The organism is Vibrio salilacus, from assembly GCF_002811245.1.
Classification (GTDB): Bacteria; Pseudomonadota; Gammaproteobacteria; order Enterobacterales; family Vibrionaceae; genus Vibrio; species Vibrio salilacus.
This window is the reverse complement of the sequence record NZ_NIVQ01000004.1, coordinates 209,126-231,585: the sequence shown is the minus strand read 5'-3', so window position 1 is coordinate 231,585 and position 22,460 is coordinate 209,126. Positions and strand designations below refer to the sequence as shown.

Sequence of the window (22,460 nt, the reverse complement as noted above, 5' to 3'; positions counted from 1 at the left end):
CTAAATGTGATCGTCAAATCGATCATTGATTTGATTAAAAAATGTTCGCGATCTCACCCTGATATAGACATCGTTTTAAAGTAAAATTAACGCCGCTCACTTATAAGCGAGCGGCGTTAATACTTTCTTAGGCATCAATTATTGCTTGTTACTCATCCACAACAACACTAGGCAGAAGCGCTTCTGGCATGAGGTGGTTATGAACTGCTAGCTCTAGCAGTGAGTTGGCCGCTTCGATATCAGGCGCAAAATATCGATCCTTGTCGTAGAACGTGACTTTTTCACGCAGAATCTGCTTAGCCTCTTCAATGCGTTGCGATGACTTGTTCGGTGCGCGAAAATCTATACCTTGCGCGGCGGACAAGTATTCCACGGCCAAAATTCCACGGGTATTTTCTGCCATATAACGCAAACGGCGACCAGCAAATGTTGCCATAGATACATGGTCTTCTTGATTGGCCGAGGTTGGCAAACTATCTACTGACGCGGGGTGAGCCAAGGTTTTGTTTTCACTGGCAAGCGCCGCCGAGGTGACTTGGGCAATCATAAAGCCTGAGTTAACGCCACCGTTGTCAACAAGGAAAGGAGGCAGTTTCGACAGTGCGCTATCAATCAGCAGCGCCATACGACGCTCAGATAAGCTGCCGATTTCAGCAATGGCTAACGCTAAATTATCCGCCGCCATTGCCACTGGTTCAGCGTGGAAGTTGCCCCCAGAGATGATGTCACCATCTTCAGCAAATACCAATGGGTTGTCTGATACCGAGTTGGCTTCAACTTGCAGGATTTCTGCAGAGTTACGAATTTGCTGCAAACATGCGCCCATTACCTGAGGCTGACAACGTAGCGAGTATGGATCTTGTACTTTTTCACAGCCAGTGTGTGAGTCGCCGATTTCGCTGCTGGTATCGAGCAGGTGGCGATAAGCCGTTGCTGCATCCATTTGACCACGATGACCGCGCACGCGGTGAATCCGTGGATCGAATGGACGGCGACTGCCGAGTGCGGCCTCTACAGACATTGCGCCACACACCGTGGCAGAGGCAAAGAGATCTTCTGCGGCAAACAGACCTTCAAGCGCAAACGCCGTTGAGGCCTGTGTGCCGTTGAGTAGTGCTAAGCCTTCTTTTGGCGCGAGAGTAATGGGTTCTAGTCCCGCGATTTTGAGGGCCTCTTGGCCAGAGATTATCTCGCCATTATGACGCGCTTGACCTTCACCTAACAGCACAGTGCTCATATGTGCCAGTGGGGCTAAGTCGCCTGATGCGCCTACTGAGCCTTTTTGTGGCACACACGGGTAAACTTGCGCGTTGACCAGATCGATCAGCGCTTGAATGACTTTTAGACGAATACCAGAATAGCCGCGTGATAAGCTATTGATTTTAAGTACCATCATTAAACGCACGGTTTCATCGGACATAAACTTACCGATACCGGCTGCATGAGAAAGCACGATGCTTCTTTGCAGCGTTTCAAGATCTTCAGGTGCAATTCGTGTATTCGCCAGTAGGCCAAAGCCTGTATTGATGCCGTACACGGTGCGATCTTCGGCAATGACTTGTTCAACAACTTGAGTGCTCTCATCAATCGCTGGTATCGCGCTAGGATCAAGAGAGAGCTTGAGCGGTGAGCGACTAATCTGACGCAATACCGGTAGGCTCAATTGGCCTGGCTTAAGAGTGAGGTTTAACATCTAAATAATCCTTATTTAAGCTTGCGCAGTTCTTCGTTTAACATCGGTAAGTCTAGGCCTTGTTCGGCGGCGCAGCGTTTTGCAATATCGTAGCCAGCATCAGCATGACGCATAACACCAGTGGCTGGGTCATTGTGTAATACCCGGGCAATACGCTGTGACGCATCGTCACTACCATCACAACAAATGACCATTCCTGAGTGTTGTGAAAAGCCCATACCAACGCCGCCGCCGTGGTGCAATGAAACCCAAGTGGCACCGCCAGCAGTGTTTAATAGGGCGTTAAGCAGTGGCCAATCTGATACGGCATCAGAACCATCCATCATACCTTCTGTTTCTCGGTTAGGGCTAGCAACGGAGCCAGAGTCTAAGTGGTCACGACCGATCACAATGGGTGCTTTCAATTCACCATTTTTGACCATCTCGTTAAAGGCTTGACCTAAACGCTCACGATCTTTGAGCCCAACCCAGCAGATACGTGCAGGCAGGCCTTGGAATTGAATCCGCTCGCGCGCCATGTCGAGCCAGTTGTGCAAGTGCGGGTTATCTGGGATCAACTCTTTAACTTTTTGGTCTGTTTTGTAAATGTCTTCAGGATCGCCTGACAATGCTGCCCAGCGAAACGGCCCAATGCCTTGACAAAATAGTGGGCGGATATAAGCGGGAACAAAGCCTGGGAAGTCGAAAGCATTTTCCACACCCTTTTCTAGGGCCATTTGACGAATATTATTGCCGTAATCCAGTGTTGCCGCGCCGCGAGTTTGTAGCTCTAACATGGCGCGAACCTGAATCGCCATTGACTCTTTGGCCGCATTAACGACCGCCGTTTCGTCGGTTAAGCGTAATTGCGCCGCATGTTGCATTGACCAGCCAATGGGTAGGTAACCATTGAGCGGATCGTGCGCTGAAGTTTGGTCTGTCACTACATCTGGCGTGATATTTCGTTCAACCAGTTCTGGGAACACATCACCAGCATTGCCAAGCAAACCAACCGATATTGGCATATCTGATTCGTAAACCATTGATAGCGCTTCATCGAGGCTGGTGGCTTTTTTGTCGACGTAACCAGTTCTGAGGCGGTAATCGATACGTGACTCGTCACACTCAACAGCGATCATCGAAAAACCCGCCATTGTGGCTGCGAGTGGCTGCGCGCCACCCATACCACCAAGTCCGCCAGTAAGCACCCAACGACCGTGGGCATTACCATCAAAATGCTGCTTGGCAACGGAGACGAAGGTTTCATAGGTACCTTGTACAATGCCTTGTGAGCCGATGTAGATCCAACTACCCGCCGTCATTTGGCCGTACATCATCAGACCTTGCTTATCGAGCTCATTAAAGTGCTCCCAGTTGGCCCAATGCGGTACTAGGTTTGAGTTAGCAATTAATACACGAGGAGCGTTTTTATGCGTTGGGAAGACGCCCACCGGTTTACCTGATTGCACCACTAGGGTTTGGTCATCTTCAAGACGTTCAAGTACCTCAACAATTTTGTCGTAACATTGCCAGTTACGCGCTGCACGGCCGATACCACCATAGACAACCAGTGCATGCGGATGTTCAGCCACATCTGGGTCTAGATTGTTCATCAGCATTCGCAGAGGGGCTTCTGTCAGCCAAGATTTCGCTCTCAATGCTGTGCCGTGAGGGGCACGAATGGTTCGACTTGTATCGAGGCGCATCTCTTCAACTTGGCGCTGTGTCATGGTAATACTCCTTGTGATTGACGGTATCTAGGCTAAACGAGGGGTCGAGGTTACTCTTGTTCCTCGTGGTTTCTGGCCTAGGTGTTATTGTTCTGAAAAAGCGTTGGCGATATCCCAACACAACCTTGCAGCAAGGCGGGCGGTTTGACTGTCGACATCGTAAGTAGGGTTGTATTCGGCGATGTCGGCGATCACTAATTTGTGTTTGTAATGTAAAATTCGCGCCATAAACGGTGCGATCATATCGATGCTGACCCCTCGCGCGGCTGGAGCACTGACGCCCGGTGCTGTGGCTGCTGGGAACACATCGAGGTCGATGGTGAGATAGAGGTAGTCACAGTTATCGAGAAAGTGCTGCAATTGAGTCAAATGGTAAATATGGTTGTGATGAGCAAGATCTTTGTCTTCGATATACCAAACGCCCAGTTCGTCGGCTCGAGAGAAAAGGGCTTCAGTATTACTCGCTCGGCTTACCCCTAGACAGGCGTAATGGAAAGGCCATTGGCGCTGTGCACAGTAGTGTTGAATTTGATTGAACGGTGTACCAGAGCTGGGTCTCACTTCTGCTTGTTGGCTTTCAAATGCGCGTAAATCAAAATGCGCATCAAAATTAATGATACCGATTTTAGGTGGCTTGGCGACATTGAGTGACTCAAAGTATTTGGCTAAGCCTAAGAACGATGCCCAAGCCACTTCATGCCCGCCGCCAAGGGTAATCACAGGCGTCGATTTTAGCGCAAGGGCAATAACCTCAGCACACTCGGTTTGACTTTGTTCGAGCAAATCATCGTCACAAATAACGTTACCCAGATCGATCAGTGAGTGTGGTTGATGCCAAGCCATATTGGCCAGAGCGCGGCGGATTAAGTCAGGTGCGCCTTTGGCCCCAATACGCCCTTTATTGCGCGCGACGCCAGCATCACTGCAAAACCCAAGTAGGCTTACAGCGTGGCTGTGTGATGGAATCTGCTCCACTTGCATTTTCTTGACGACATGATGCACGCGTTTACCATGGGCACCATCTTCAGCGTCGTCGCGCCCTTGCCAATGGAAATCTTGGTGAGTCTTGACTGGCTTAGACATAATCTAACTCTCCTGCAACTAGGCGCGCCGACAATCGTGGTGCACCTTGGAAATAGCTGAATTCAGCCGGATGTGAGACTTCCCAAATCGCCAAGTCAGCATCAAATTTAGGCTGAATTTGACCACGAGAGTTACCAAAACCTAAAGCCTGAGCAGCATGACAGGTAACGCCGCGTAGTGTCTCTTCCGGGGTCAAACCGAACAGAGTACACCCCATATTCATCATCATGGTTAAATCGGCAAACGGCGAAGTGCCTGGATTCAAATCGGTTGCGATCGCCATGGGTACTTGGTACTGGCGCAGCAGTTCTATCGGTGGTTGTTGCTTCTCTTTGAGGAAGTAAAATGCACCCGGAAGCAATGTAGCCACGGTACTCGAGTTTGCTAATGCTTCGACGCCAGCTTGATCAAGATATTCGATGTGATCAACTGATAACCCCGAGTATTGCGCCGTTAATGCGCTGCCACCTAAGTTTGACAGTTGTTCGGTGTGACCTTTGACTTTTAAACCATGTTGTATCGCCGCTTGGAACACCTTTTCGGTTTGCTTAAGGTTAAACCCGATCGACTCACAAAAAACATCAACACTGGTCGCGAGCTTTTCCTCGGCAACCAATGGAATGATCGTCTGACAGACGTAGTCAATGTAAGCATCGCCGCGACCAGTAAACTCAGGGGGTAAAGCATGTGCGGCTAATAGTGTCGTAGTGACGCGAATTTTTCGATGTGTCTCAAGCGCTTTGGCGGCGCGCAACATCTTTATTTCATCATCAAGGGTTAGGCCATATCCCGATTTAACTTCAACGGAGGTAACGCCTGTGCGGATTAGACCATCAAGACGAGGTAGAGCAAGCTCGGTTAATTGCGCTTCGCTGGCATCACGAGTGGCTCTGACGGTGGAAAGAATGCCGCCACCTTGTTGGGCAATTTGTTGGTAAGGGACACCGTTGAGACGTTGCTCAAATTCGTCGGCACGGCTACCAGCAAAAATCAGATGCGTGTGACTATCAATAAAACCGGGGGTCACCAATTTGCCTTGGCAGTTAAAACTGGAATGCGCCTTGATGGGAGCCTGGCTAAGAGTATCAATACGACCTTGCTTAATGCCAATATTGCACGGTGCTGATACCGTGTAACCATTTGCACCTGGCGCCATAGTGACCATAGATGCGTTGGTTAATACTAGATCATTGATAGAACTCATCACTGTTACTCATAATTAAATGTATATACAATTATGCTTTCAGAGATAGAATTTGTACAAGTGTGATGTTGCAAAAATGTGATCAGTGAGTAGTCTCTGTGCTAAGCCCGCTTTATAAGTATGGTTTATTCTGCTGGGTATCAACTGAGCAGTACTTTAGAGCTTAACTTGTAACGTGTACCAGGATGATAAAGCAGTGCAGTACTAACGAGTTTATCGTCACTCCATGTACGGCGATTGAGTAACAGGCACGGCTCACTAACGGCTAACCTAAGAGCGGCGCGCACAGCATCGCCAGCGACTATTGCTTCGACAGTGTGCTCAATTGCACTTAATGGGCAGTTCTCGGATAGATATTGATTGGGTGTCATTTGAGAGAAGTCTTGCTCCAAATAATTTGGAGCGTAATGGGCGTTGACCCAGCGCATTTCCAGTTGGATAGGAAGTTTGTCTTCAAAGTGTATTATCTCACTATAAAAAACATGGCTTCCAAACATGACGCCAAGCTTCATTGCCACCGCATCATCGGCAGTGAGTGCAATTTGCTTGATGACCTTACTGCTGTAAGTCTTTCCGCGTTGTTCGACTTCTTTAGCGATATTACGAATATCGAGCAGCGGTGACTCTGCTTTATCATCTGGGGCACAGACAAATGTCCCCAATCTTGGTCTACGTAATAGCCGTCCTTCTGTTACCAGATCGCGGATAGCCTTATTGACGGTCATACGACTGACATTAAACTGCTTAGTCAGCTCGATTTCGGTGGTAATTCGATGGCCGACGGGCCAAAGGCCATTGTCGATTTGGTCGGCAATATAGCGTTTGATCTGCAGATATAGGGGCGACTGGCTCATATTCTTATCGTGTATTAAATTGACTATACAAATGGTTATACATTTACCGCGATAATGCAAGCCATCTGATTTAATCGTGAGACTATGTCACAACCTTTTACGTTTAATACATTGCCTAGCAGAAGTTAGCCTTTGATTAAGTATCTAGGGCGATCAGTCGCTGTTTTTTTCGCTGAGAAAGCCTTCTAACTCAATTCCTTATCATATTGCTCCTTGACTGCCCAGATATTCGACACGGCACCTGATTAGTAAACTTCACTGTGGTCAACAGGCATCGAAAAACCAGCTACCTAGGCTTAGGTATGCACAGAAAATCGTTATGCGGCAGAGAGATGCGTTGTGATATAAGGCTGCCAAGCATTTTGGTACAGGGCTTCAGATTCACGGCGCATTGAGCGAATTTGTGCAACTTCAACGTCATTCAATTCACGGTTTTCACGTGCGGCTTGGCGCTCAATTTTTTGTACGTTCTCATAAATGTCGTGTTCAGGGCCGCTTTTAACATCAGCAATAGCTTTGAGGTGGAGTTGTATTTCTGCAATTAAACCAGTTTTAGGTAATTTGACTAGGAGATTTAAATCGCGATAGCCAGAGGCTGCGGGTTTTTTAAAACGGTTTTTCGCTTTAACGACCGTGGTTTCGCGGTTTAATACTTCGTAAACAGACATCAGACTTTCGATATCATCAGCGACAATCGTGGCACGAGCAAGGTCAGTGATGCGTTCCACTTGACCGTTCAATTCATGAGCAATCTTGTCTTTGGCGCGCTGAGATGCTTTGATGCCAGCAAAATAGGCGGTGGTATCAGTCAAGAGAGCAGTACTTTTACACAAGGTTTCTAGTTCGGCTTGAGCCTGGTGGGCTTTACTATAAAGGATGTCAAAATCACTATAAGGCTGAAGAGGCAAAGTCGGCATAGACTGGATGCCATACAGGCCGCTCAAGTTATGTTTGAACGCTTGTGAGCAGACTTGGTTTTGGTTAGTCGGATGATTTTGTTGCTCATCGGGAGCCGTCGGAATAGCGGCAAATGCAGGGGCTCGGCTGAGCATCAAAAGCATTAACGCCGTGGTACGCAAGAATAGACTCATGCACTCTCCTTAGATATGTAGGCTGGGCTAAAAGGGGTCAAACAAAGGTCTACCGCTTGCGCTACTTATCTCTGATTAATAAATGGGGCTTTTATTTCGCTTTACCAATCCTCACTTTGAACCTTGATTAAAAACTTTGAGCCTTATCTCATTTTGTTATCATTCAGTTAGAGTTACGGCCAAGATTTAGGTTCAACAGCGATGTGTTACTGAATATATCGTATTTAGATGAACGTAATCTGAATAACAGAAAAGCAATCGGGGATACCCAGACGCATGAGATTCCGCTAGGCTAGGAGTGATTAAAGCCAGTAACCGAGAAAAAGATGAGAGACCCAGAATTTTGGCACAACAAGTGGGCAGAGAACCAACTTGGTTTTCATTTAGACGATGTCAATCCCTTATTGGTAAAGTATTGGCCCAATACAAAACCTGACTATCAGGATAAAGTCTTTGTCCCTTTATGTGGTAAATCGGAGGATTTAGTTTGGCTTGCCGCCAAGCATGGCGACGTTCAAGGTGTCGAGCTGAGTAATATTGCCGTTCGAGCTTTTTTTGCAGAGCATTTTTATACTCCGATGGTGATGCCGATTAATGGTCAGCATGAGCTGTTTCAATTCGATGAACTATCGATTTACACCGGAGACTTGTTTACCGCGCCAATAAAACCAGTCGATATTGTTTATGATCGAGCATCGTTGGTGGCGCTGCCACCCGAGATGCGAGTTGATTATGCCAATAGAATTAAGTCATTACTGAATCCTGGTGGGCGTATTTTGCTGGTTAGCTTAGATTATCCGCAACACGAAATGGCAGGGCCACCGTTCTCAGTGGCAGAGCAAGAAATTCACGCATTGTATCCTGAATTTAAAATAACCAAGCTTTATCGTGATGAGGCGAATGATAATCACCCTAAAATTGCCAACAAAGGTCTGTCTCGATTTGCTGAAGAAGTCTATTTGTTAGAAAGTAACTAGTCGTTGTTGGTCAAAGTGGAATAGATAGAAAAAGGCTTGGTCTCGAACCAAGCCTTTTCGTGTCTTTGGGTCAATTAATAGATGATTTTAATCTGAGCGGCGCTAGTGACAGCATCTTCAACGGCTTGTTCTACAGTGTCTCGGCGAGTGATTGCGACACCTAAACGGCGGCGACCATCAATGTCAGGTTTAGCAAATAAACGCAACTGGGTTTGTGGCGCCGCTAGGGCTTTATCGAGGCCGTCAAATTGTATGTTGTTTGAAGTACCTTGGCCAAGAATAACCGCTGATGCAGATGGCCCATACTGAGTTATGGCCGAAATCGGTAGACCAGTAAACGCGCGAACATGAAGCGCAAACTCTGAACTGTCTTGAGAAAGCAAAGTCACCAAGCCAGTATCGTGTGGACGCGGAGAGACCTCATTAAAGATCACGCTGTCACCTTTGACAAACAGCTCAACGCCAAAAATTCCGTATCCACCCAAAGCATTCACCACTTTACCTGCGGCATCTTGAGCGGCTCTGAGCGCGATATCAGACATCACTTGTGGCTGCCAAGATTCACGATAGTCGCCATCTTCTTGACGATGGCCAATCGGCGCGCAGTAATGAACGCCATCAACGGCACGTACAGTCAGTAGGGTAATTTCGTAGTCAAAATCAATAAAGCCTTCAATAATAACGCGTCCGGCACCAGTGCGGCCACCTTGTTGGGCATAATTCCATGCTTTTTCAATGTCGTCGGTGCATTTGATTACGCTTTGCCCTTTGCCTGACGAACTCATCACGGGTTTACACACACAAGGCATACCTACGGTTTCGACAGCAGCGCGAAACTCTGGGTAGTTGTCAGCAAAGCGATACACCGATGTATTAAGGCCGAGCTCTTCAGCCGCGAGGCGACGAATGCCTTCACGGTTCATCGTCAGTTTGGTCGCTTTCGCAGTTGGGACGATGTTGACACCTTTCGCCTCCAGCTCAACCAGTTTATCTGTGGCGATGGCTTCGATTTCAGGCACGACATAGTCTGGTTGCTCTTTATCAATGATGGCTTGCAGAGCGTCACCATCAAGCATATCAAGAGTGTAGCTACGGTGAGCAACTTGCATAGCGGGGGCGTTTTCATAACGATCACAAGCAATCACTTCAAGGCCAAGACGTTGACACTCAATCGCGACCTCTTTACCCAATTCACCCGAGCCCAATAGTAAAACACGTGTAGCTTGACTTGCTGTTGCGGTACCAAACATTGTTAACCCTATCATCTTAAAGGAATAGAAACTGAAGAGAATGATACTGAATATCAACCAAAAAGCAAACGTTTGCTTTTTGATGTCATTGGTTTTTTTGGGTATAAACCAATGATGTTTATCATATGACAAAGGCGCTCGTTTGAGCGCCTCTGATGTTAAAACTGATCGTTTAAATTTCTAGGTATGACATGGGAATATCGGGATTAAGGGCTTCCAATGTTGATTGGGTGGTTGCCAAGTGACTGATGGTACCTTCGGCAACTTCTACTAGTGCCGCTGACTCGATATCCTCAAGGGTTTGACGATCGAGCAAAAGTTGAATTAAGGCCACTTGTAGCGGAGGTAAACTTGGGTTGAACGCGGCGTTTTCAGCGTATGCGCCTTGATATACTTTGCCATCGCGCATTTTTAACGCTACGCCACTTAAGTTATGGGTATAAGGCGCATGACTACGGTTAAGTGCAGCAAGCGCTAACTGAATAAGCTCGTCTTGATCGTCACTGTGTTTACCATGATCAACCTGCGCCATCAGAGCGGATTTGATACCGAGATCTGCCGGACCAAATGACTCAGGTAAATACGCTTGCAGCTTTTTACCATCGCGTTGTGGCAGTTGTATTTCAAGCTGATCGGCGGTCGATAGCTCGTTCATGAATTGGCGGCAGTGGCCACAAGGGCTAAAGTTAATCGTGATGTCTTTAACACCCTGTTCGCCCTTCATCCAAGCGTGGCTGATAGCTGATTGTTCCGCATGTACGGTTTGACCCAACTGCACGCCCAAAAATTCAACATTGGCACCAAAATAGAGTTTGCCGGAGAGGCCACGAACAATGGCGCCAACATAAAAGTTTGATAGTGGGGCATAAGAATAAGCCGCCGCAAATGGCAATAATGCAACACGAAGATAAACGTCTTCTAAGCCAGATATTGTGAGTAGTTGCTCAAATTGCTCTGAAGATAAGGTCGCGTCAAAATCGTCAGCAAGAATAATGGGTGATAGAAAATCAGCGACGTTTTTCGGCACTTCAGATAGCGCCTGTTCAATGCGGCTTCTCATAGTGAATCCTTTAATCTGCATAATGGATATCTAGAGTCTATACCTTTAATTGGATTTAAACCCCGATACTGGTATTTCATTTTATGTAACGAGAAGATTAAAGCAGAGATGCAGATCACAACAATGAATGCAATTTGAATGTTTGTTACATAATTAGAGTGAGCTCACACATGATAACGATTACAAAAGTACATCACTGAGCGTGACGAGCCACGCAGGGTGGCTCAAACGGACTTAAGCTGAAATCCAAAGTGCTAAAGAGAAGAAAGATGGGGCAAGTATTGAGGTAATCACACCACATACCACCAGCGCCAAAGAACTGAACGCGGCATCTTGAGGATCTTTCTCTGCGCACGTTGCGGTTCCCAGAGCATGAGAGACCGTGCCCATGGTTAATCCTCTGGCAATCGGGTGAGTAATATTTAAGACGTTGTAGATTGGGTAGGCCATGATCGCGCCAAATAGACCGACGATCAGTACCAATATTGCCGCAATCGCAGGTTCTCCACCTAAGTGGCTAGAGACTTCCATTGCAATCGGTGTCGTGACCGATTTGCCGAGTAAACTGGCAATCAAGCTTAAATCAGCCTGCATATAGACCGCAATCATACTGGCGCTTAGCATCGACATGACACTACCAACACCACACGCCAACATGATAATACGCCAGTTCGCACGGATCTGTGGGAGTTGTTCATAAAGGGGAAAAGCAAGTGCCACGACAGCGGGTTGCAGTAGATAGTTAATCCAAGTGTTATCCGAGTAGTAGGTCTCAAAAGGTATCTTGAAATAGGTCAGTATTGGGATCAATACGCCAAGGCTAATCAACAGTGGATTCATGAAGGGGCTTTTGAATTGCTTGCATAACCAACGTGAAGCAAAAAAGACAACAATAGTAATAAGTAGCCACATTATTGCTGCCCTCCTTTCAATATCCGGTCGAGCATTAAGCCCAACAGCACCAAGACAATCACAGTACCACCAACGGCACTGGCTAAAATTGGCCAAGCGTTGGCTAACAACATATTAGAGTGCTCCATCAACCCTACGCTGATCGGAACAAAAAGCAGCACCATATATCGAATAAATAGCGTCGCGCTAGGTCTTACCCAGTCAGGTCGCACTAAGCCACTTGCCATTAGACCAAATAAGATCAACATACCGATAATACTGCCGGGGATAGCGGTGTCGAGTAAGTGTTGAATATTGATGCCAGCAACAAGGCATAAAAATATCAGCGCCATAGAAACAGCATACTGAAGCACGGTTTTGGTCATAGTATATTATCGTCCAACGTCTATTACCCGTCTAAATAAGCGTTTATTTAAACAGGTGCAAGCTTTGACGTATAGCGCCAAAGCTTTTATTTATCAATTACCTAACGCCTAATAATTGATTTCGTTGCGGTCGTCAGGATTTGCAGTAGGGTGCAGGACTTAGTACTAAGAAATATCTAGGATACTCGTTTTTCTACATATTGGTAGATGGATTTTAAAATAGCCATCTTACTTGTGTCACTCTCATGTTCGTGAACTAAGTTTTCTAAATTCAGCATGTACTGTTCAATACGGCTTTCGAAGTAGTCACGGCAGTGGTTCGCCCAACGTTGTTGCTCTGCTTCATCCAATGTCCAAGGGTAATGGCGAGCACGATAGCGAAACAACAGGGGTTTAATGCGAGGATCGTTAAAGCTGATATCCAAAGCCGCTAAATGATTAGGATCGGTTTCACGAATAATATCCATGGCCGCTTTATCAGCCGGAGAGAAGAAACCGTCATAAAGTTGAGTATCGACATCAGTACTTTTCTCGTATTCACGCTCAATCGTGTAAACACCGATGAGTTTTTCACGAATTTCTGGATGTTGACGTAAACGAGCGAGATTCTCTAAACATTTTGCTCGATCAATGCCAATGGCTGCGGCATTTTCAGCGGTTAATGTTTTGGCGGGTGCTAAAATCGGGCATTTATTTAAATGCACTAGCTTGACAGGAACCGGCAATTCATCTGGACCAAGTTCAGAGCGCTTGGTATATAAGCGTTGATTGAGCGATTCGACGTCTAGATCGAGCAAGGCTTGCGGATCTTTGGCTAGGTCAACACAAATGACGGCGTTTTGGTTGGTTGGATGCCAAGCAACGGGGACGATCCAACTGGTGTAACGACACTCTTTCCCCAGCATGCCTGATACGTGCATTAATGGGGTCATATTAACGATATCGATAAGCTCGTTGAGTTTACGCTTGTGACGCATGCTCAAGAAATAGTCGAACAGTTTAGGTTGTGCGGCTTTGACTTTTTTAGCCATTTCAATCGTGGCGACCACATCGGCCATCGCGTCGTGAGCGTTGGCGTGTTCAATGCCGTTGGCAACCGAGAGATGTTCAAGCTTGAAGCTAATAAATCCCTCGTCGTTTTCTGGCCAATTAATGCCTTCAGGCCGCAGTGCGTAACAAGCACGCATCACATCAAGTAAATCCCAGCGTGAATTGCCATTTTTCCAACTCCATGCGTATGGGTCGATAAAATTGCGATAGCAGGTATAGCGGGTTACTTCATCATCAAAACGAATACTATTGTAGCCAAGGCTAATGGTGTTAGGCGTGGCAAGTTGTTGATGGATTTTGCCGATAAATTCTGGCTCGATAAGGCCTTGGGTCTCTGCCGTTTGTGGTGTAATACCAGTAATCAGAGCCGCTTCTGGGGACGGTAAGTAGTCTGCAGGCGGTTGGCAATAGATAACAAGAGGCTCGCCAATGATATTAAAGTCCATATCGGTGCGCACGCCAGCAAATTGACAAGGGCGATCTTTGGCAGGGCTTGTTCCCCACGTTTCGTAATCAAAAAAGAAGAACGTAGGTTGTTGCTCTTGTTGCATTATCATTTTACCAACGGTTGAAATTCACTTGGGTATTAGACCATTGCTGTTTCGACAAGGCAAACCTGTTCGCGGTTTGGGTGGAAGTTAGATAAAAAATAATGAGATAAAAAAATGGCCAACGTCAGTCGGCCATTGAACCATGTGCTTGTGATTTAAGCTTGCTGTGCTTCGAGTTGTTCGTCGCTGAGTTTTTGACCCATCAAGCGACTCGTAATCGTACCTGCGGTCATTGCACCGGATACATTAAGTGCGGTGCGCGCCATATCGATCAGTGGCTCGATAGAAATAAGCAGCGCGGCAATGGTGACGGGTAATCCCATCGCAGGCAGTACGATCAGCGCGGCAAACGTCGCGCCACCACCAACCCCCGCAATACCAAATGAGCTGACAACAATGATGGCAATCAAAGAAACAATAAAGTTGATATCCATAGGATCAATGCCAACTGATGGTGCAACCATTACCGCCAACATTGCCGGATAGATACCTGCACAACCATTTTGACCTATGGTGGCGCCAAATGAGGCCGACAAATTAGCGATCGCCGGTGGTACTCGCAACTGATTGATTTGTGCCTCGACATTTAATGGAATGGTCGCTGCTGAACTGCGAGAGGTGAACGCAAACGTCAGTACGGGCCAAATCTTCTGGAAATACTCTTTTGGGCTCACACCAACAAAAGAGACTAAGATACCGTGCACAACAAACATAAGCGCAATAGCAACGTAAGACGCAATGATAAAGCCGAGAAGATTGAGAATATCCGCAGCACTTGAGGTCGCGACCACTTTCGCCATCAGTGCGGCAATACCATAAGGCGTCAGTGCCATGATCATCTTAACTAAGCGCATAACGATAGATTGCGCCGCGTCAACGAAGGTGCGGATAGGCGACTCTAGCTCTTGCTTCTCTGCCATCACTTTGCGCGCCGCAATGCCAGTTAGCACACCAAAGATAACGACCGCTATAATCGATGTTGAGCGAGCGCCTGTCAGATCGGCAAATGGATTAGTAGGAATAAAGCTGACTAACATCTGTGGAATACTAAGATCGCTGACTTTGCCTGCACGGCTCTCAAGTGCAGCCATACGTGCGGTCTCACGTGCGCCTTCCGTTAAGCCTTCTGCGCTTAGACCAAAAGCTTGAGTAATGACAATACCAATCAGAGCCGAAATGGCTGTTGTTGCCAATAATACCGAAATGGTGAGTCCAGAGATCTTACCCAGCGCGCCACCTTTTTCGAGTTTAACCACAGCCGCAATCATTGAGACCAGTACTAACGGCATGATCACCATTTTTAGTAAGCCGACATAGCCACGGCCAACCACATTCACCCAGTCTAGAGTTTGGCTAATCGCTGGATGACCTTCGCCCAACACCAGCTGAAGCGCCAAGCCAAATGAGCTGCCGAAAACTAAACCGAGTAAAACGAGACGTGATAAAGAGTTCTGTTTATTCTGCTGTGTGTAAAGAAACACCAGAATGCCAAGAAATATCGCAAGTGAAGCGATAACAGCCACTGACATATGAGCCAACCTTATTTATTTAGTGTTAAATATTAGTTAATTGTATTTATTCGAAATTAGATTCGGCTGGCAGGGTAAAGGTTTAACGTAACTAAACAAAATGATAAATGGCTATTAAATATAGCCATCAGTTATGCATGTGGTGTCTTGCTGAATATATGAACAAGAGTCGACTAACAAACACCACACGATCGAACCCTATGCATTCAATAGTCTGTTTTGTTGCTTCAACTTTTGATTGGCAAACATACAACCTCGTTGCACTATCAAATGGGAGAACACGATGTCACGACAAAAAGAACGCACAGTTTGTGCCATTGTAAAACTTTTCCCTAGTAGTAAGCATACGTCTCATTTGATAAAACGGTCACTTTTCCTGTCAGTTTAATCTTTAATTAAGTCAATAATTGTCGCCAGTGAATCGGGATAAGGGATGCTAAGCCGCTGATTTCACGATACACTCGAGTAAAGGATTCGAGATAAAGGATGAGCTATGAATATTGAGCTGAGCACACTTGCACCGACCCAGATCTATCATCTGATGACGCAGACGATGATTCCACGCCCAATCGCCTGGGTACTCACTGACTCAGAACACGGCAATTATAATCTTGCGCCATTTTCCTATTTCACACCCGTTGCAAGTAACCCGCCATTGCTGATGTTTTCTGTCGGTAAAAAACCGTCAGGTGATGTCAAAGACACCACGCGCAATGTGTTGGAAACTGGGCGTTTAGTGGTGCACATTGCCTCGCAACAGATGGCTGATACTGTCACTCAAACCGCGGCGACGCTTGAGCACGGCGAGTCTGAAGTAGAAGCGTCTGGCCTAGAGTTAGTCGATTTCGATGGTTTTGAATTGCCACGAGTTAAAGGCTGTCCAATTGCGTTCGCCTGTAAACTTCATGAAGTAAAGGAAATCGGTGAAACGCCGCAGAGCCTGATTTTTGCTGAGATTGAAAAGATTTATATCGATCCACAAGTGATTGGCGAACGCAGTGACCGCTTGGTCATCGATGCGTTAAGCGTAGACCCTCACTCTCGTCTCGGTGGTAGTCAATATGCCACTCTTGATAAAGTTTTCTCAGTCGCACGGCCGAAATAAATTATGTTAGATCAAGGTTATTCAGATGCCATTTGGCAGCGTATTCATCAAAAAACCAAACCACAAGGCGCGCTCGGTCAGCTTGAATCGCTAGCGCATCAATTAGCCTTGATTGCTAGTAATTGTCATGGTGACGTTGTCACTAATATCTCAATTCATCAACCGACAGCGATTGTGTTTGCTGCTGATCATGGTATTGCCGATCAAGGCGTCAGTATTGCGCCAAGTGCGGTAACTCAGCAGATGGTATTAAACTTTTTAGCAGGTGGTGCGGCGATTAATTGCTTTTGCTCTGTTAATGACGTCGCGCTTAAAGTCGTTGACTGCGGCATTCTTGTACCGATTGAATCGGACCATGAACACTTTTTGAACCAGCGACTTGATGAAAGAACCGCCAACTTTGCCGAGCAACCTGCGATGTCTCTGCTTCAGGTTGAGCGCGGTATTGAACTGGGCAAACAATTAGTGACTGACATTATTGCGTCGGGTTCAAACATTGTGATGTTTGGTGAAATGGGCATCGGTAATACCAGCAGTGCCGCGGCATTGCTAGCGGCACTTTCTGGGCGAGAAGCCAGCGCCTGTGTGGGCAGAGGCACCGGAATTAGTGATAAGCAGCTAGAGAAAAAAATCGCGCTGGTGGCACAAGGCGTCGCTCGTTGCCAAGGTAAAAAAGTCAGCGAGATCCTAGCTGAAGTTGGCGGCTACGAAATTGTGCAAATGGTCGGTGGCTTTCTTGCCGCAGGAGAAAACAAAGTGCCGGTATTGGTTGATGGCTTCATTGTTAGCGCCGCCGCTTACGTGGCAACGCTTATCGAACCTAGTTGCCGTGAGGTGATGATTTTTGCGCATCAGTCTCATGAAATCGGCCATCAATATTTATTGGCTGAATTGCACGCTGAGCCTTTGCTTGAGCTGTCACTACGCTTGGGTGAAGGGACGGGCGCGGTGTTGGCGTTGCCTTTAGTGCGTGCAGCGGCTGAATTTTACAGCAATATGGCCAGTTTTGAACAAGCTGGCGTTGTGGTTGATTAATGGCCGCATTGAAATACCAAATCCAGCTGTTTATGTTGGCGTTAAGCTTTTTCTCTCGCCTGCCAATACCCGCTTCGACACCGTATAGTCGCGAGCGGATGAATCAAGCTGGACGTTATTTTGCCCTAGTTGGCGCTCTGTTAGGTAGCTTGTGCGTGGTATTTTTTACCGCGGCGCAATGGCTATTTCCTGATACGATTGCGCTGTTTTTGATGATGGTGTTTAGCCTATTATTGACGGGTGCTTTTCATGAAGATGGCTTAACCGACATGGCCGATGGCATTGGCGGTGGTATGAGTGTTGAAAAGCGCTTATCCATCATGAAAGACAGCCGGATAGGGACGTATGGCGCAAGCGCATTGATCATGGCGCTGTTCGGTAAGTTCCTGTTTCTAAGTGAAGTGGTTCGCCTTGATGACTTTGCGTTGATCGTGATTTGCGGTTATACGCTAAGCCGCGCGATTGCAGCTTCGCTTATTTTTGATATGCCTTATGTCAGTGACACCGATACCAGTAAAAGTAAGCCTTTAGCTGAGCGCCAATCTCGCCGTGAAGTCATATTCTTGCTATTGACTGGAATAGCGCCGTGTCTGTTTTTACCTCTTGAGCATATTGTAGCGTTGGTTCTAGTGATGGCGGCCTTTCGATGGCTATTTAAAGCGTGGTTGATTAAACGTATCGGCGGTTTTACCGGTGATTGTTTAGGCGCTGCGCAGCAAGTTACTGAACTTTTGATCTACCTAACTCTGATTGCATTTCAGATGAGGACGCTATGACTATCGAGCTAATTTTAGGTGGTGCTCGCTCGGGTAAATCGAGCCTTGCGGAATCTAAGGTGATAGCACTGAGCCAAAATCGTACTAAACATTATGTCGCGACCGCCATCGCTTTTGATCAAGAGATGCAACAGCGGATTGAACAGCATCAACAATCTCGTGGGCAAGGTTGGATCGAACATGAATGCCCGGTTGATCTGGCCACGCTTGTTGCTCAATTTCAATCCGACCAAGTCGTTCTAGTTGATTGTCTGACATTATGGCTCAACAACGTCATTTACAATCAAGGCCAAACATTGAGCGCACCCGATATAGAACGGAATGTTGCCGGTTTGGTTGATGCGTTAAGTGCGACTCGCGCAGATATTGTTTTGGTCTCGAATGAAGTTGGGCTAGGCGTTGTGCCACTCGGTGAGATATCAAGACTGTTCGTTGATCACGCTGGGTGGATGAATCAAGCTATTGCTAACATTGCCGACAAAGTGACCTTGGTCGCCGCCGGACTGCCATTGATTTTAAAACAGTGAGTGCGATTGATGAAGCAAGTAACAACCATTAACGTCTATCTGTTGCGTCATGGTAAAACGGCTGGATTGCCTGCGTTGTATGGTCATACCGATATTGGCGTTGCTGATGAGATTCAAGCGGCGATGTGTCAAAACCTGTTGGCACAATCTCGTTCTTTTAGTGCGCTACAAACATCGCCTTTAAAACGCTGCCAAGATTTGGCTAAACGGGTTGTTAGCAATCAAACTGGGCTAAGTTATCAGATCAAGTCACAGTGGCGCGAAATCTCATTTGGCGATCTTGATGGTGTGCCATTTGAGCAAGCAGAGCATGCTTGGCCATTACTAGAGGCGTTTTGGCAAGATCCTGCCAATAACCCTTTACCGGGAGCGGAAAGCTTGCAAGAGTTTCACCATCGAGTGAGCTTGCAATGGCAGGAGTTTTGCGAAGCTGCGCAACAAGACACGCTGATTATTTGTCATGGTGGCACGATTAGAATGATAATAGCGAACGTATTACAGTTAGATTGGCGTAATCCTACGCTCTATTCTGCGCTATCAATTGGCCACCAGACACTAACACATATTCAAATTACTCGGGCAGAACAGCTATACACACGTGTATGCTCTATCGGCGCACCGTTGACGGGACAGTAAAGGAAGTATCATGACCACACCAAGTTGGAACTTATCGATCGCGTATCAAGATCTCAACGATCCAAGAATCGAGCAAGATATCGATCTTATCAAACAATGTATTCAAGCTTTAGGCGTACATGTTGACAATCGTGATACACCATCAGTGATCCAGAATGCGATACAAACTAGCGAAGCGGCAGGGCAGTTGTTGGCCACCATCAATACCTTTGCACAATGTTATGCCTCGGTTGATGCCATCAATAGCCAGGCTAAAGGGCTGATTGGGCGTGTTGCTAAACTCCATTCTGAGCTGTCACAGGCGTTTGCACCCTATGAGAATACCTTAACAGTTGCCCCAGAGAGCTTCATTGCGGATGTTTTAGATCACCCCAGCGCTGATGTTGCGGGTCAGGCGTTTCAAATTGAGTGTACAAGAAAGCAGGCAACAACTAAGTTGTCGGTAGCTGAAGAACAACTACTGACCGCGATGCAGGTCGACGGGCGTGATGCATGGGGACGTCTGTACGACAACATCACAGGTTCAATGCAAGTCGTGCTTAATGAGGGCGAGCAGGAAGCCAAGATCGGTTTGTCGCAAGCGGCAAGCCTTCTTTATGGCAGTGATTTTTCAAAACAAGAGCTAGCTTGGCGAGGCATTCAACAGGCGATGCAAACTCATCAAGAGTCTTTTGCCGCGATTTTAAATGCGCTAGCGGGTTGGCGTTTAACTGAGTACCAAAAGCGCTCAAAGCTAAACGATGTCCATTTTCTAGATCCGAGTTTGCATCAAAGCCGTATCGAGAGTGCCACTCTTGAAACCATGATATTGGTGGCTAAATCTAATCGTGTCATTGGTCAAAAAGCCGGCCATCTCATGGCGCGAGTACATGGCCTAGATAAAATGCGCCCGTGGAACTATTTGGCAGGCATGCCGAGCTTAACCGAAGCCGAACCCAAGCTTTATGAGTTTGACGAAGCGATTAAGGTTATTCGCGCGGCATTTGCCCGAGTCCATCCTGAAATGGCCGATTTTGTCGACTTAATGGTTGAAAACGGTTGGATAGATGCTCAACCAAGTGAGCATCGACGCCTGGGAGCTTATTGCACTAAACTCGCTGCGACAAGAACCCCTTTAGTGTTCATGACTTGGGGTGGTAGCCGTTCTGATTTACTGACTCTGGCACACGAGTTAGGGCACGCTTTCCATAATTGGATCATGCGCGATATGCCGCTGTGTCAAACCCGTTATCCGATGACTTTGGCGGAAACGGCATCCATTTTTGCTGAAAACGTTGTGCGTGATTATTTGCTTGAGCAAGTTGAAAGCCGCACGGAAAAGCTTGAAATGCTGTGGGAAGAGCTATCAAGCTGCTACGCGTTGATGATCAATATTCCGGTTCGCTTTGAGTTTGAGCAGCGTTTCTATCACCTGCGCCGTGACGGAGAACTCACTCCTGCCGAGTTGTGTCAATTAATGAGTGAAACTTGGCAAGAGTGGTATGGCGACTCGATGACAGAGCCTGATCCTTATTTTTGGGCAAGCAAACTGCATTTTTCTATCTCTGAAGTGAGTTTTTACAACTACCCATACCTATTTGGTTATCTATTTAGCATTGGTGTCTATGCACAGCGAGAGAGTAAGGGTGAGCAGTTTTACCCAGATTATGTCAGCTTGCTAAGAGATACCGGAACAATGATGGCGGAAGATGTCGTGCAAAAGCATCTTGGTATGGATTTAACCTTACCTGATTTTTGGCAGCAGAGCATTCAACACGTGAAAGCGAAAATTGATCAGTTCGAATTGTTGCTAGATCAAGAATAACTAACATTAAATCATGGTATTATCAGTTGGCCGAGTAAAAGCTCGGCTTATTTGCGCAGTGAGAGACTTCGAAGTCATCGTCATTTTTTGACAACGTGATAAATTACAATGAAGCACACGGTTCGTGTCAATAAGTGCGATCCCATCTACATAATTTGTCTGAACAATTCATTAACATACCCGCTGTGCAATAAAGGAGTAGCGCATGACGAAAACCCTGTTTCGCCAATCTTTTCTTTTTGACAGCTTAGACCTACAACACGCAGTGCCGACAGGCCAAATTGTGGTTGCAGGTGGTCCTGTCTTTAAATCACATCAACGTGGCGTGCTTGAGGTTATTCCAAAGCAACTATCACCAGATAGCAAGCACATCATTATTTCGTGTGGTATTCATGGCGATGAAACCGCACCGATGGAAATTGTCGATAAGATTATTCACGACATTCAGTCTGGCTTTCAATCGTTAAAGCATCGACTGCTATTTATTAATGCTCACCCAGAAGCAACTAATGCGCACACGCGATTTATCGAAACCAATCTGAATCGTTTGTTTGACGACAAAGCGTATCCACCTTCGAAAGAGCTTAACATTGCGAACAACCTTAAACAGGTGGTTAGGGATTTCTATCAAGGAACACCGGTAGAGCAGCGCTGGCATCTTGATTTACATTGCGCGATTCGCTTATCTAAGCACTACTCGTTTGTGGTTAGTCCTAGGGTCAGACATCCCGTTCGCAGCCAAGCGTTGATGGAATTCGTGGCGAGCGCCCATCTTGAAGCGGTGATGTTCTCTAATGCCCCTTCCAGTACGTTTAGCTGGTTTAGCGCAGAAAATTTCGCCGCCCAAGCGCTGACTATCGAACTGGGTCGGGTCGCAAAGATCGGCGAGAATGAGCTTGAAAAATTGGTTGCCTTTGATTTGGCTTTACGTGACTTAATTGCTGAAAGTAAACCAGAACACTTGCCACGTCAGCCGACCATGTATCGAGTCAGTCGTACTATTGTGCGTATTCATGACGATTTCGACTTCTTATTTGACGATAACGTCGAGAATTTTACCGCGTTCAAGCACGGTGAAGTGTTCGGTCATGATGGTGATAAACCTTTGATGGCCAAGAATGAAGGCGAGGCGATTGTCTTTCCGAATCGTCGAGTCGAGATAGGTCAGCGAGCTGCATTAATGGTTTGCCCAGTCAAGACTCGTTACGAAGAGGGTCAAGTCGTTTACGACTGATGACGTTATTGTTGT

20 protein-coding genes are annotated in these 22,460 nt (G+C 46.7%); 8 read left to right on the top strand and 12 right to left on the bottom strand.

Annotated elements, in window-relative coordinates:
* Positions 1 to 148: 148 nt before the first annotated feature.
* From hutH to CDZ87_RS04680, 6 genes are all read right to left on the bottom strand, one after another.
* On the bottom strand, positions 149 to 1,693 hold the full coding sequence (hutH, locus tag CDZ87_RS04705) for a histidine ammonia-lyase (protein ID WP_100752408.1): 1,545 nt from the start codon (positions 1,691 to 1,693) through the stop codon (positions 149 to 151).
* Between the two features lie 11 nt (positions 1,694 to 1,704).
* Positions 1,705 to 3,402 (bottom strand): urocanate hydratase, encoded by a 1,698-nt coding sequence (gene hutU, locus CDZ87_RS04700; RefSeq protein ID WP_100752407.1) that lies wholly within the window; start codon positions 3,400 to 3,402, stop codon positions 1,705 to 1,707.
* Positions 3,403 to 3,486: 84 nt separating this feature from the next.
* Positions 3,487 to 4,485: a formimidoylglutamase gene (gene hutG / locus CDZ87_RS04695; RefSeq protein ID WP_100752406.1), complete on the bottom strand. Its 999-nt coding sequence runs from the start codon at positions 4,483 to 4,485 to the stop codon at positions 3,487 to 3,489.
* Complete coding sequence (gene hutI / locus CDZ87_RS04690; RefSeq protein WP_100752405.1) at positions 4,478 to 5,689, bottom strand: imidazolonepropionase; 1,212 nt, start codon at positions 5,687 to 5,689, stop codon at positions 4,478 to 4,480. The genes hutG and hutI overlap by 8 nt, the downstream gene beginning before the upstream one ends.
* Positions 5,690 to 5,829: 140 nt before the next feature.
* Positions 5,830 to 6,543 (bottom strand): histidine utilization transcriptional repressor HutC, encoded by a 714-nt coding sequence (gene hutC, locus CDZ87_RS04685; RefSeq protein WP_100752404.1) that lies wholly within the window; start codon positions 6,541 to 6,543, stop codon positions 5,830 to 5,832.
* 317 nt (positions 6,544 to 6,860) lie between these two features.
* Positions 6,861 to 7,634, bottom strand: a complete 774-nt coding sequence (locus CDZ87_RS04680) for a nucleotidyltransferase family protein (RefSeq protein ID WP_100752403.1) — start codon at positions 7,632 to 7,634, stop codon at positions 6,861 to 6,863.
* Positions 7,635 to 7,960: 326 nt separating this feature from the next.
* Here CDZ87_RS04680 and CDZ87_RS04675 point away from each other — a divergent pair, with 326 nt between their 5' ends.
* Entirely contained in the window at positions 7,961 to 8,611 is a 651-nt protein-coding gene (locus tag CDZ87_RS04675; protein ID WP_100752402.1) for a thiopurine S-methyltransferase, read from the top strand.
* A gap of 74 nt (positions 8,612 to 8,685) precedes the next feature.
* On the opposite strand, the gene purT is transcribed toward CDZ87_RS04675, so the two are convergent.
* The 6 genes from purT to CDZ87_RS04645 all read right to left on the bottom strand — a co-directional run bounded on the left by purT (position 8,686) and on the right by CDZ87_RS04645 (position 15,328).
* On the bottom strand, positions 8,686 to 9,861 hold the full coding sequence (gene purT, locus CDZ87_RS04670; protein ID WP_100752414.1) for a formate-dependent phosphoribosylglycinamide formyltransferase: 1,176 nt from the start codon (positions 9,859 to 9,861) through the stop codon (positions 8,686 to 8,688).
* A gap of 172 nt (positions 9,862 to 10,033) precedes the next feature.
* Positions 10,034 to 10,921 carry a cytidine deaminase gene (gene cdd / locus CDZ87_RS04665; RefSeq protein WP_100752401.1) on the bottom strand — a complete coding sequence of 296 codons (888 nt, stop codon included), beginning with the start codon at positions 10,919 to 10,921 and terminating at the stop codon, positions 10,034 to 10,036.
* Positions 10,922 to 11,155: 234 nt separating this feature from the next.
* Entirely contained in the window at positions 11,156 to 11,833 is a 678-nt protein-coding gene (locus tag CDZ87_RS04660) for a CidB/LrgB family autolysis modulator (protein WP_100752400.1), read from the bottom strand.
* On the bottom strand, positions 11,833 to 12,198 hold the full coding sequence (locus tag CDZ87_RS04655) for a CidA/LrgA family protein (RefSeq protein ID WP_100752399.1): 366 nt from the start codon (positions 12,196 to 12,198) through the stop codon (positions 11,833 to 11,835). The genes CDZ87_RS04660 and CDZ87_RS04655 overlap by 1 nt, the downstream gene beginning before the upstream one ends.
* A 176-nt stretch (positions 12,199 to 12,374) precedes the next feature.
* Positions 12,375 to 13,799 carry an exodeoxyribonuclease I gene (gene sbcB, locus CDZ87_RS04650; protein WP_100752398.1) on the bottom strand — a complete coding sequence of 475 codons (1,425 nt, stop codon included), beginning with the start codon at positions 13,797 to 13,799 and terminating at the stop codon, positions 12,375 to 12,377.
* 155 nt (positions 13,800 to 13,954) lie between these two features.
* A complete protein-coding gene (locus CDZ87_RS04645) occupies positions 13,955 to 15,328 on the bottom strand; it encodes an L-cystine transporter (RefSeq protein WP_100752397.1) in 1,374 nt (457 codons plus the stop codon).
* A 493-nt stretch (positions 15,329 to 15,821) separates the two neighbouring features.
* On the opposite strand from CDZ87_RS04645, the gene CDZ87_RS04640 reads away from it, so the two are divergent.
* The 7 genes from CDZ87_RS04640 to CDZ87_RS04610 all read left to right on the top strand — a co-directional run bounded on the left by CDZ87_RS04640 (position 15,822) and on the right by CDZ87_RS04610 (position 22,445).
* Positions 15,822 to 16,433 (top strand): flavin reductase family protein, encoded by a 612-nt coding sequence (locus tag CDZ87_RS04640; RefSeq protein WP_100752396.1) that lies wholly within the window; start codon positions 15,822 to 15,824, stop codon positions 16,431 to 16,433.
* Between the two features lie 3 nt (positions 16,434 to 16,436).
* Positions 16,437 to 17,468 carry a nicotinate-nucleotide--dimethylbenzimidazole phosphoribosyltransferase gene (gene cobT, locus CDZ87_RS04635; RefSeq protein WP_100752395.1) on the top strand — a complete coding sequence of 344 codons (1,032 nt, stop codon included), beginning with the start codon at positions 16,437 to 16,439 and terminating at the stop codon, positions 17,466 to 17,468.
* The gene (locus CDZ87_RS04630; RefSeq protein ID WP_100752394.1) at positions 17,468 to 18,244 is read left to right on the top strand and encodes an adenosylcobinamide-GDP ribazoletransferase; all 777 of its coding nucleotides are present in this window, start codon (positions 17,468 to 17,470) and stop codon (positions 18,242 to 18,244) included. The genes cobT and CDZ87_RS04630 overlap by 1 nt, the downstream gene beginning before the upstream one ends.
* The gene (gene cobU / locus CDZ87_RS04625; RefSeq protein WP_100752393.1) at positions 18,241 to 18,771 is read left to right on the top strand and encodes a bifunctional adenosylcobinamide kinase/adenosylcobinamide-phosphate guanylyltransferase; all 531 of its coding nucleotides are present in this window, start codon (positions 18,241 to 18,243) and stop codon (positions 18,769 to 18,771) included. The genes CDZ87_RS04630 and cobU overlap by 4 nt, the downstream gene beginning before the upstream one ends.
* A gap of 9 nt (positions 18,772 to 18,780) precedes the next feature.
* The gene (locus tag CDZ87_RS04620; protein WP_100752392.1) at positions 18,781 to 19,407 is read left to right on the top strand and encodes a histidine phosphatase family protein; all 627 of its coding nucleotides are present in this window, start codon (positions 18,781 to 18,783) and stop codon (positions 19,405 to 19,407) included.
* Between the two features lie 10 nt (positions 19,408 to 19,417).
* A complete protein-coding gene (locus CDZ87_RS04615; RefSeq protein ID WP_100752391.1) occupies positions 19,418 to 21,211 on the top strand; it encodes a M3 family oligoendopeptidase in 1,794 nt (597 codons plus the stop codon).
* Positions 21,212 to 21,416: 205 nt separating this feature from the next.
* Entirely contained in the window at positions 21,417 to 22,445 is a 1,029-nt protein-coding gene (locus CDZ87_RS04610) for a succinylglutamate desuccinylase (protein WP_100752390.1), read from the top strand.
* Positions 22,446 to 22,460 lie beyond the last annotated feature (15 nt).

Bases quoted from the DNA above. Each gene is read 5' to 3' on its own strand.
- CDZ87_RS04680 (WP_100752403.1), bottom strand. From the start codon at position 7,634: ATGAGTCTATTCTTGCGTACCACGGCGTTAATGCTTTTGATGCTCAGC.
- purT (WP_100752414.1), bottom strand. From the start codon at position 9,861: ATGTTTGGTACCGCAACAGCAAGTCAAGCTACACGTGTTTTACTATTG.
- CDZ87_RS04615 (WP_100752391.1), top strand. From the start codon at position 19,418: ATGACCACACCAAGTTGGAACTTATCGATCGCGTATCAAGATCTCAAC.
- CDZ87_RS04655 (WP_100752399.1), bottom strand. From the start codon at position 12,198: ATGACCAAAACCGTGCTTCAGTATGCTGTTTCTATGGCGCTGATATTT.
- CDZ87_RS04620 (WP_100752392.1), top strand. From the start codon at position 18,781: ATGAAGCAAGTAACAACCATTAACGTCTATCTGTTGCGTCATGGTAAA.
- cdd (WP_100752401.1), bottom strand. From the start codon at position 10,921: ATGAGAAGCCGCATTGAACAGGCGCTATCTGAAGTGCCGAAAAACGTC.
- CDZ87_RS04630 (WP_100752394.1), top strand. From the start codon at position 17,468: ATGGCCGCATTGAAATACCAAATCCAGCTGTTTATGTTGGCGTTAAGC.
- CDZ87_RS04675 (WP_100752402.1), top strand. From the start codon at position 7,961: ATGAGAGACCCAGAATTTTGGCACAACAAGTGGGCAGAGAACCAACTT.
- hutC (WP_100752404.1), bottom strand. From the start codon at position 6,543: ATGAGCCAGTCGCCCCTATATCTGCAGATCAAACGCTATATTGCCGAC.
- cobU (WP_100752393.1), top strand. From the start codon at position 18,241: ATGACTATCGAGCTAATTTTAGGTGGTGCTCGCTCGGGTAAATCGAGC.
- CDZ87_RS04660 (WP_100752400.1), bottom strand. From the start codon at position 11,833: ATGTGGCTACTTATTACTATTGTTGTCTTTTTTGCTTCACGTTGGTTA.
- cobT (WP_100752395.1), top strand. From the start codon at position 16,437: ATGTTAGATCAAGGTTATTCAGATGCCATTTGGCAGCGTATTCATCAA.
- hutH (WP_100752408.1), bottom strand. From the start codon at position 1,693: ATGTTAAACCTCACTCTTAAGCCAGGCCAATTGAGCCTACCGGTATTG.
- hutU (WP_100752407.1), bottom strand. From the start codon at position 3,402: ATGACACAGCGCCAAGTTGAAGAGATGCGCCTCGATACAAGTCGAACC.
- hutI (WP_100752405.1), bottom strand. From the start codon at position 5,689: ATGAGTTCTATCAATGATCTAGTATTAACCAACGCATCTATGGTCACT.
- CDZ87_RS04610 (WP_100752390.1), top strand. From the start codon at position 21,417: ATGACGAAAACCCTGTTTCGCCAATCTTTTCTTTTTGACAGCTTAGAC.
- CDZ87_RS04640 (WP_100752396.1), top strand. From the start codon at position 15,822: ATGAATATTGAGCTGAGCACACTTGCACCGACCCAGATCTATCATCTG.
- sbcB (WP_100752398.1), bottom strand. From the start codon at position 13,799: ATGCAACAAGAGCAACAACCTACGTTCTTCTTTTTTGATTACGAAACG.
- hutG (WP_100752406.1), bottom strand. From the start codon at position 4,485: ATGTCTAAGCCAGTCAAGACTCACCAAGATTTCCATTGGCAAGGGCGC.
- CDZ87_RS04645 (WP_100752397.1), bottom strand. From the start codon at position 15,328: ATGTCAGTGGCTGTTATCGCTTCACTTGCGATATTTCTTGGCATTCTG.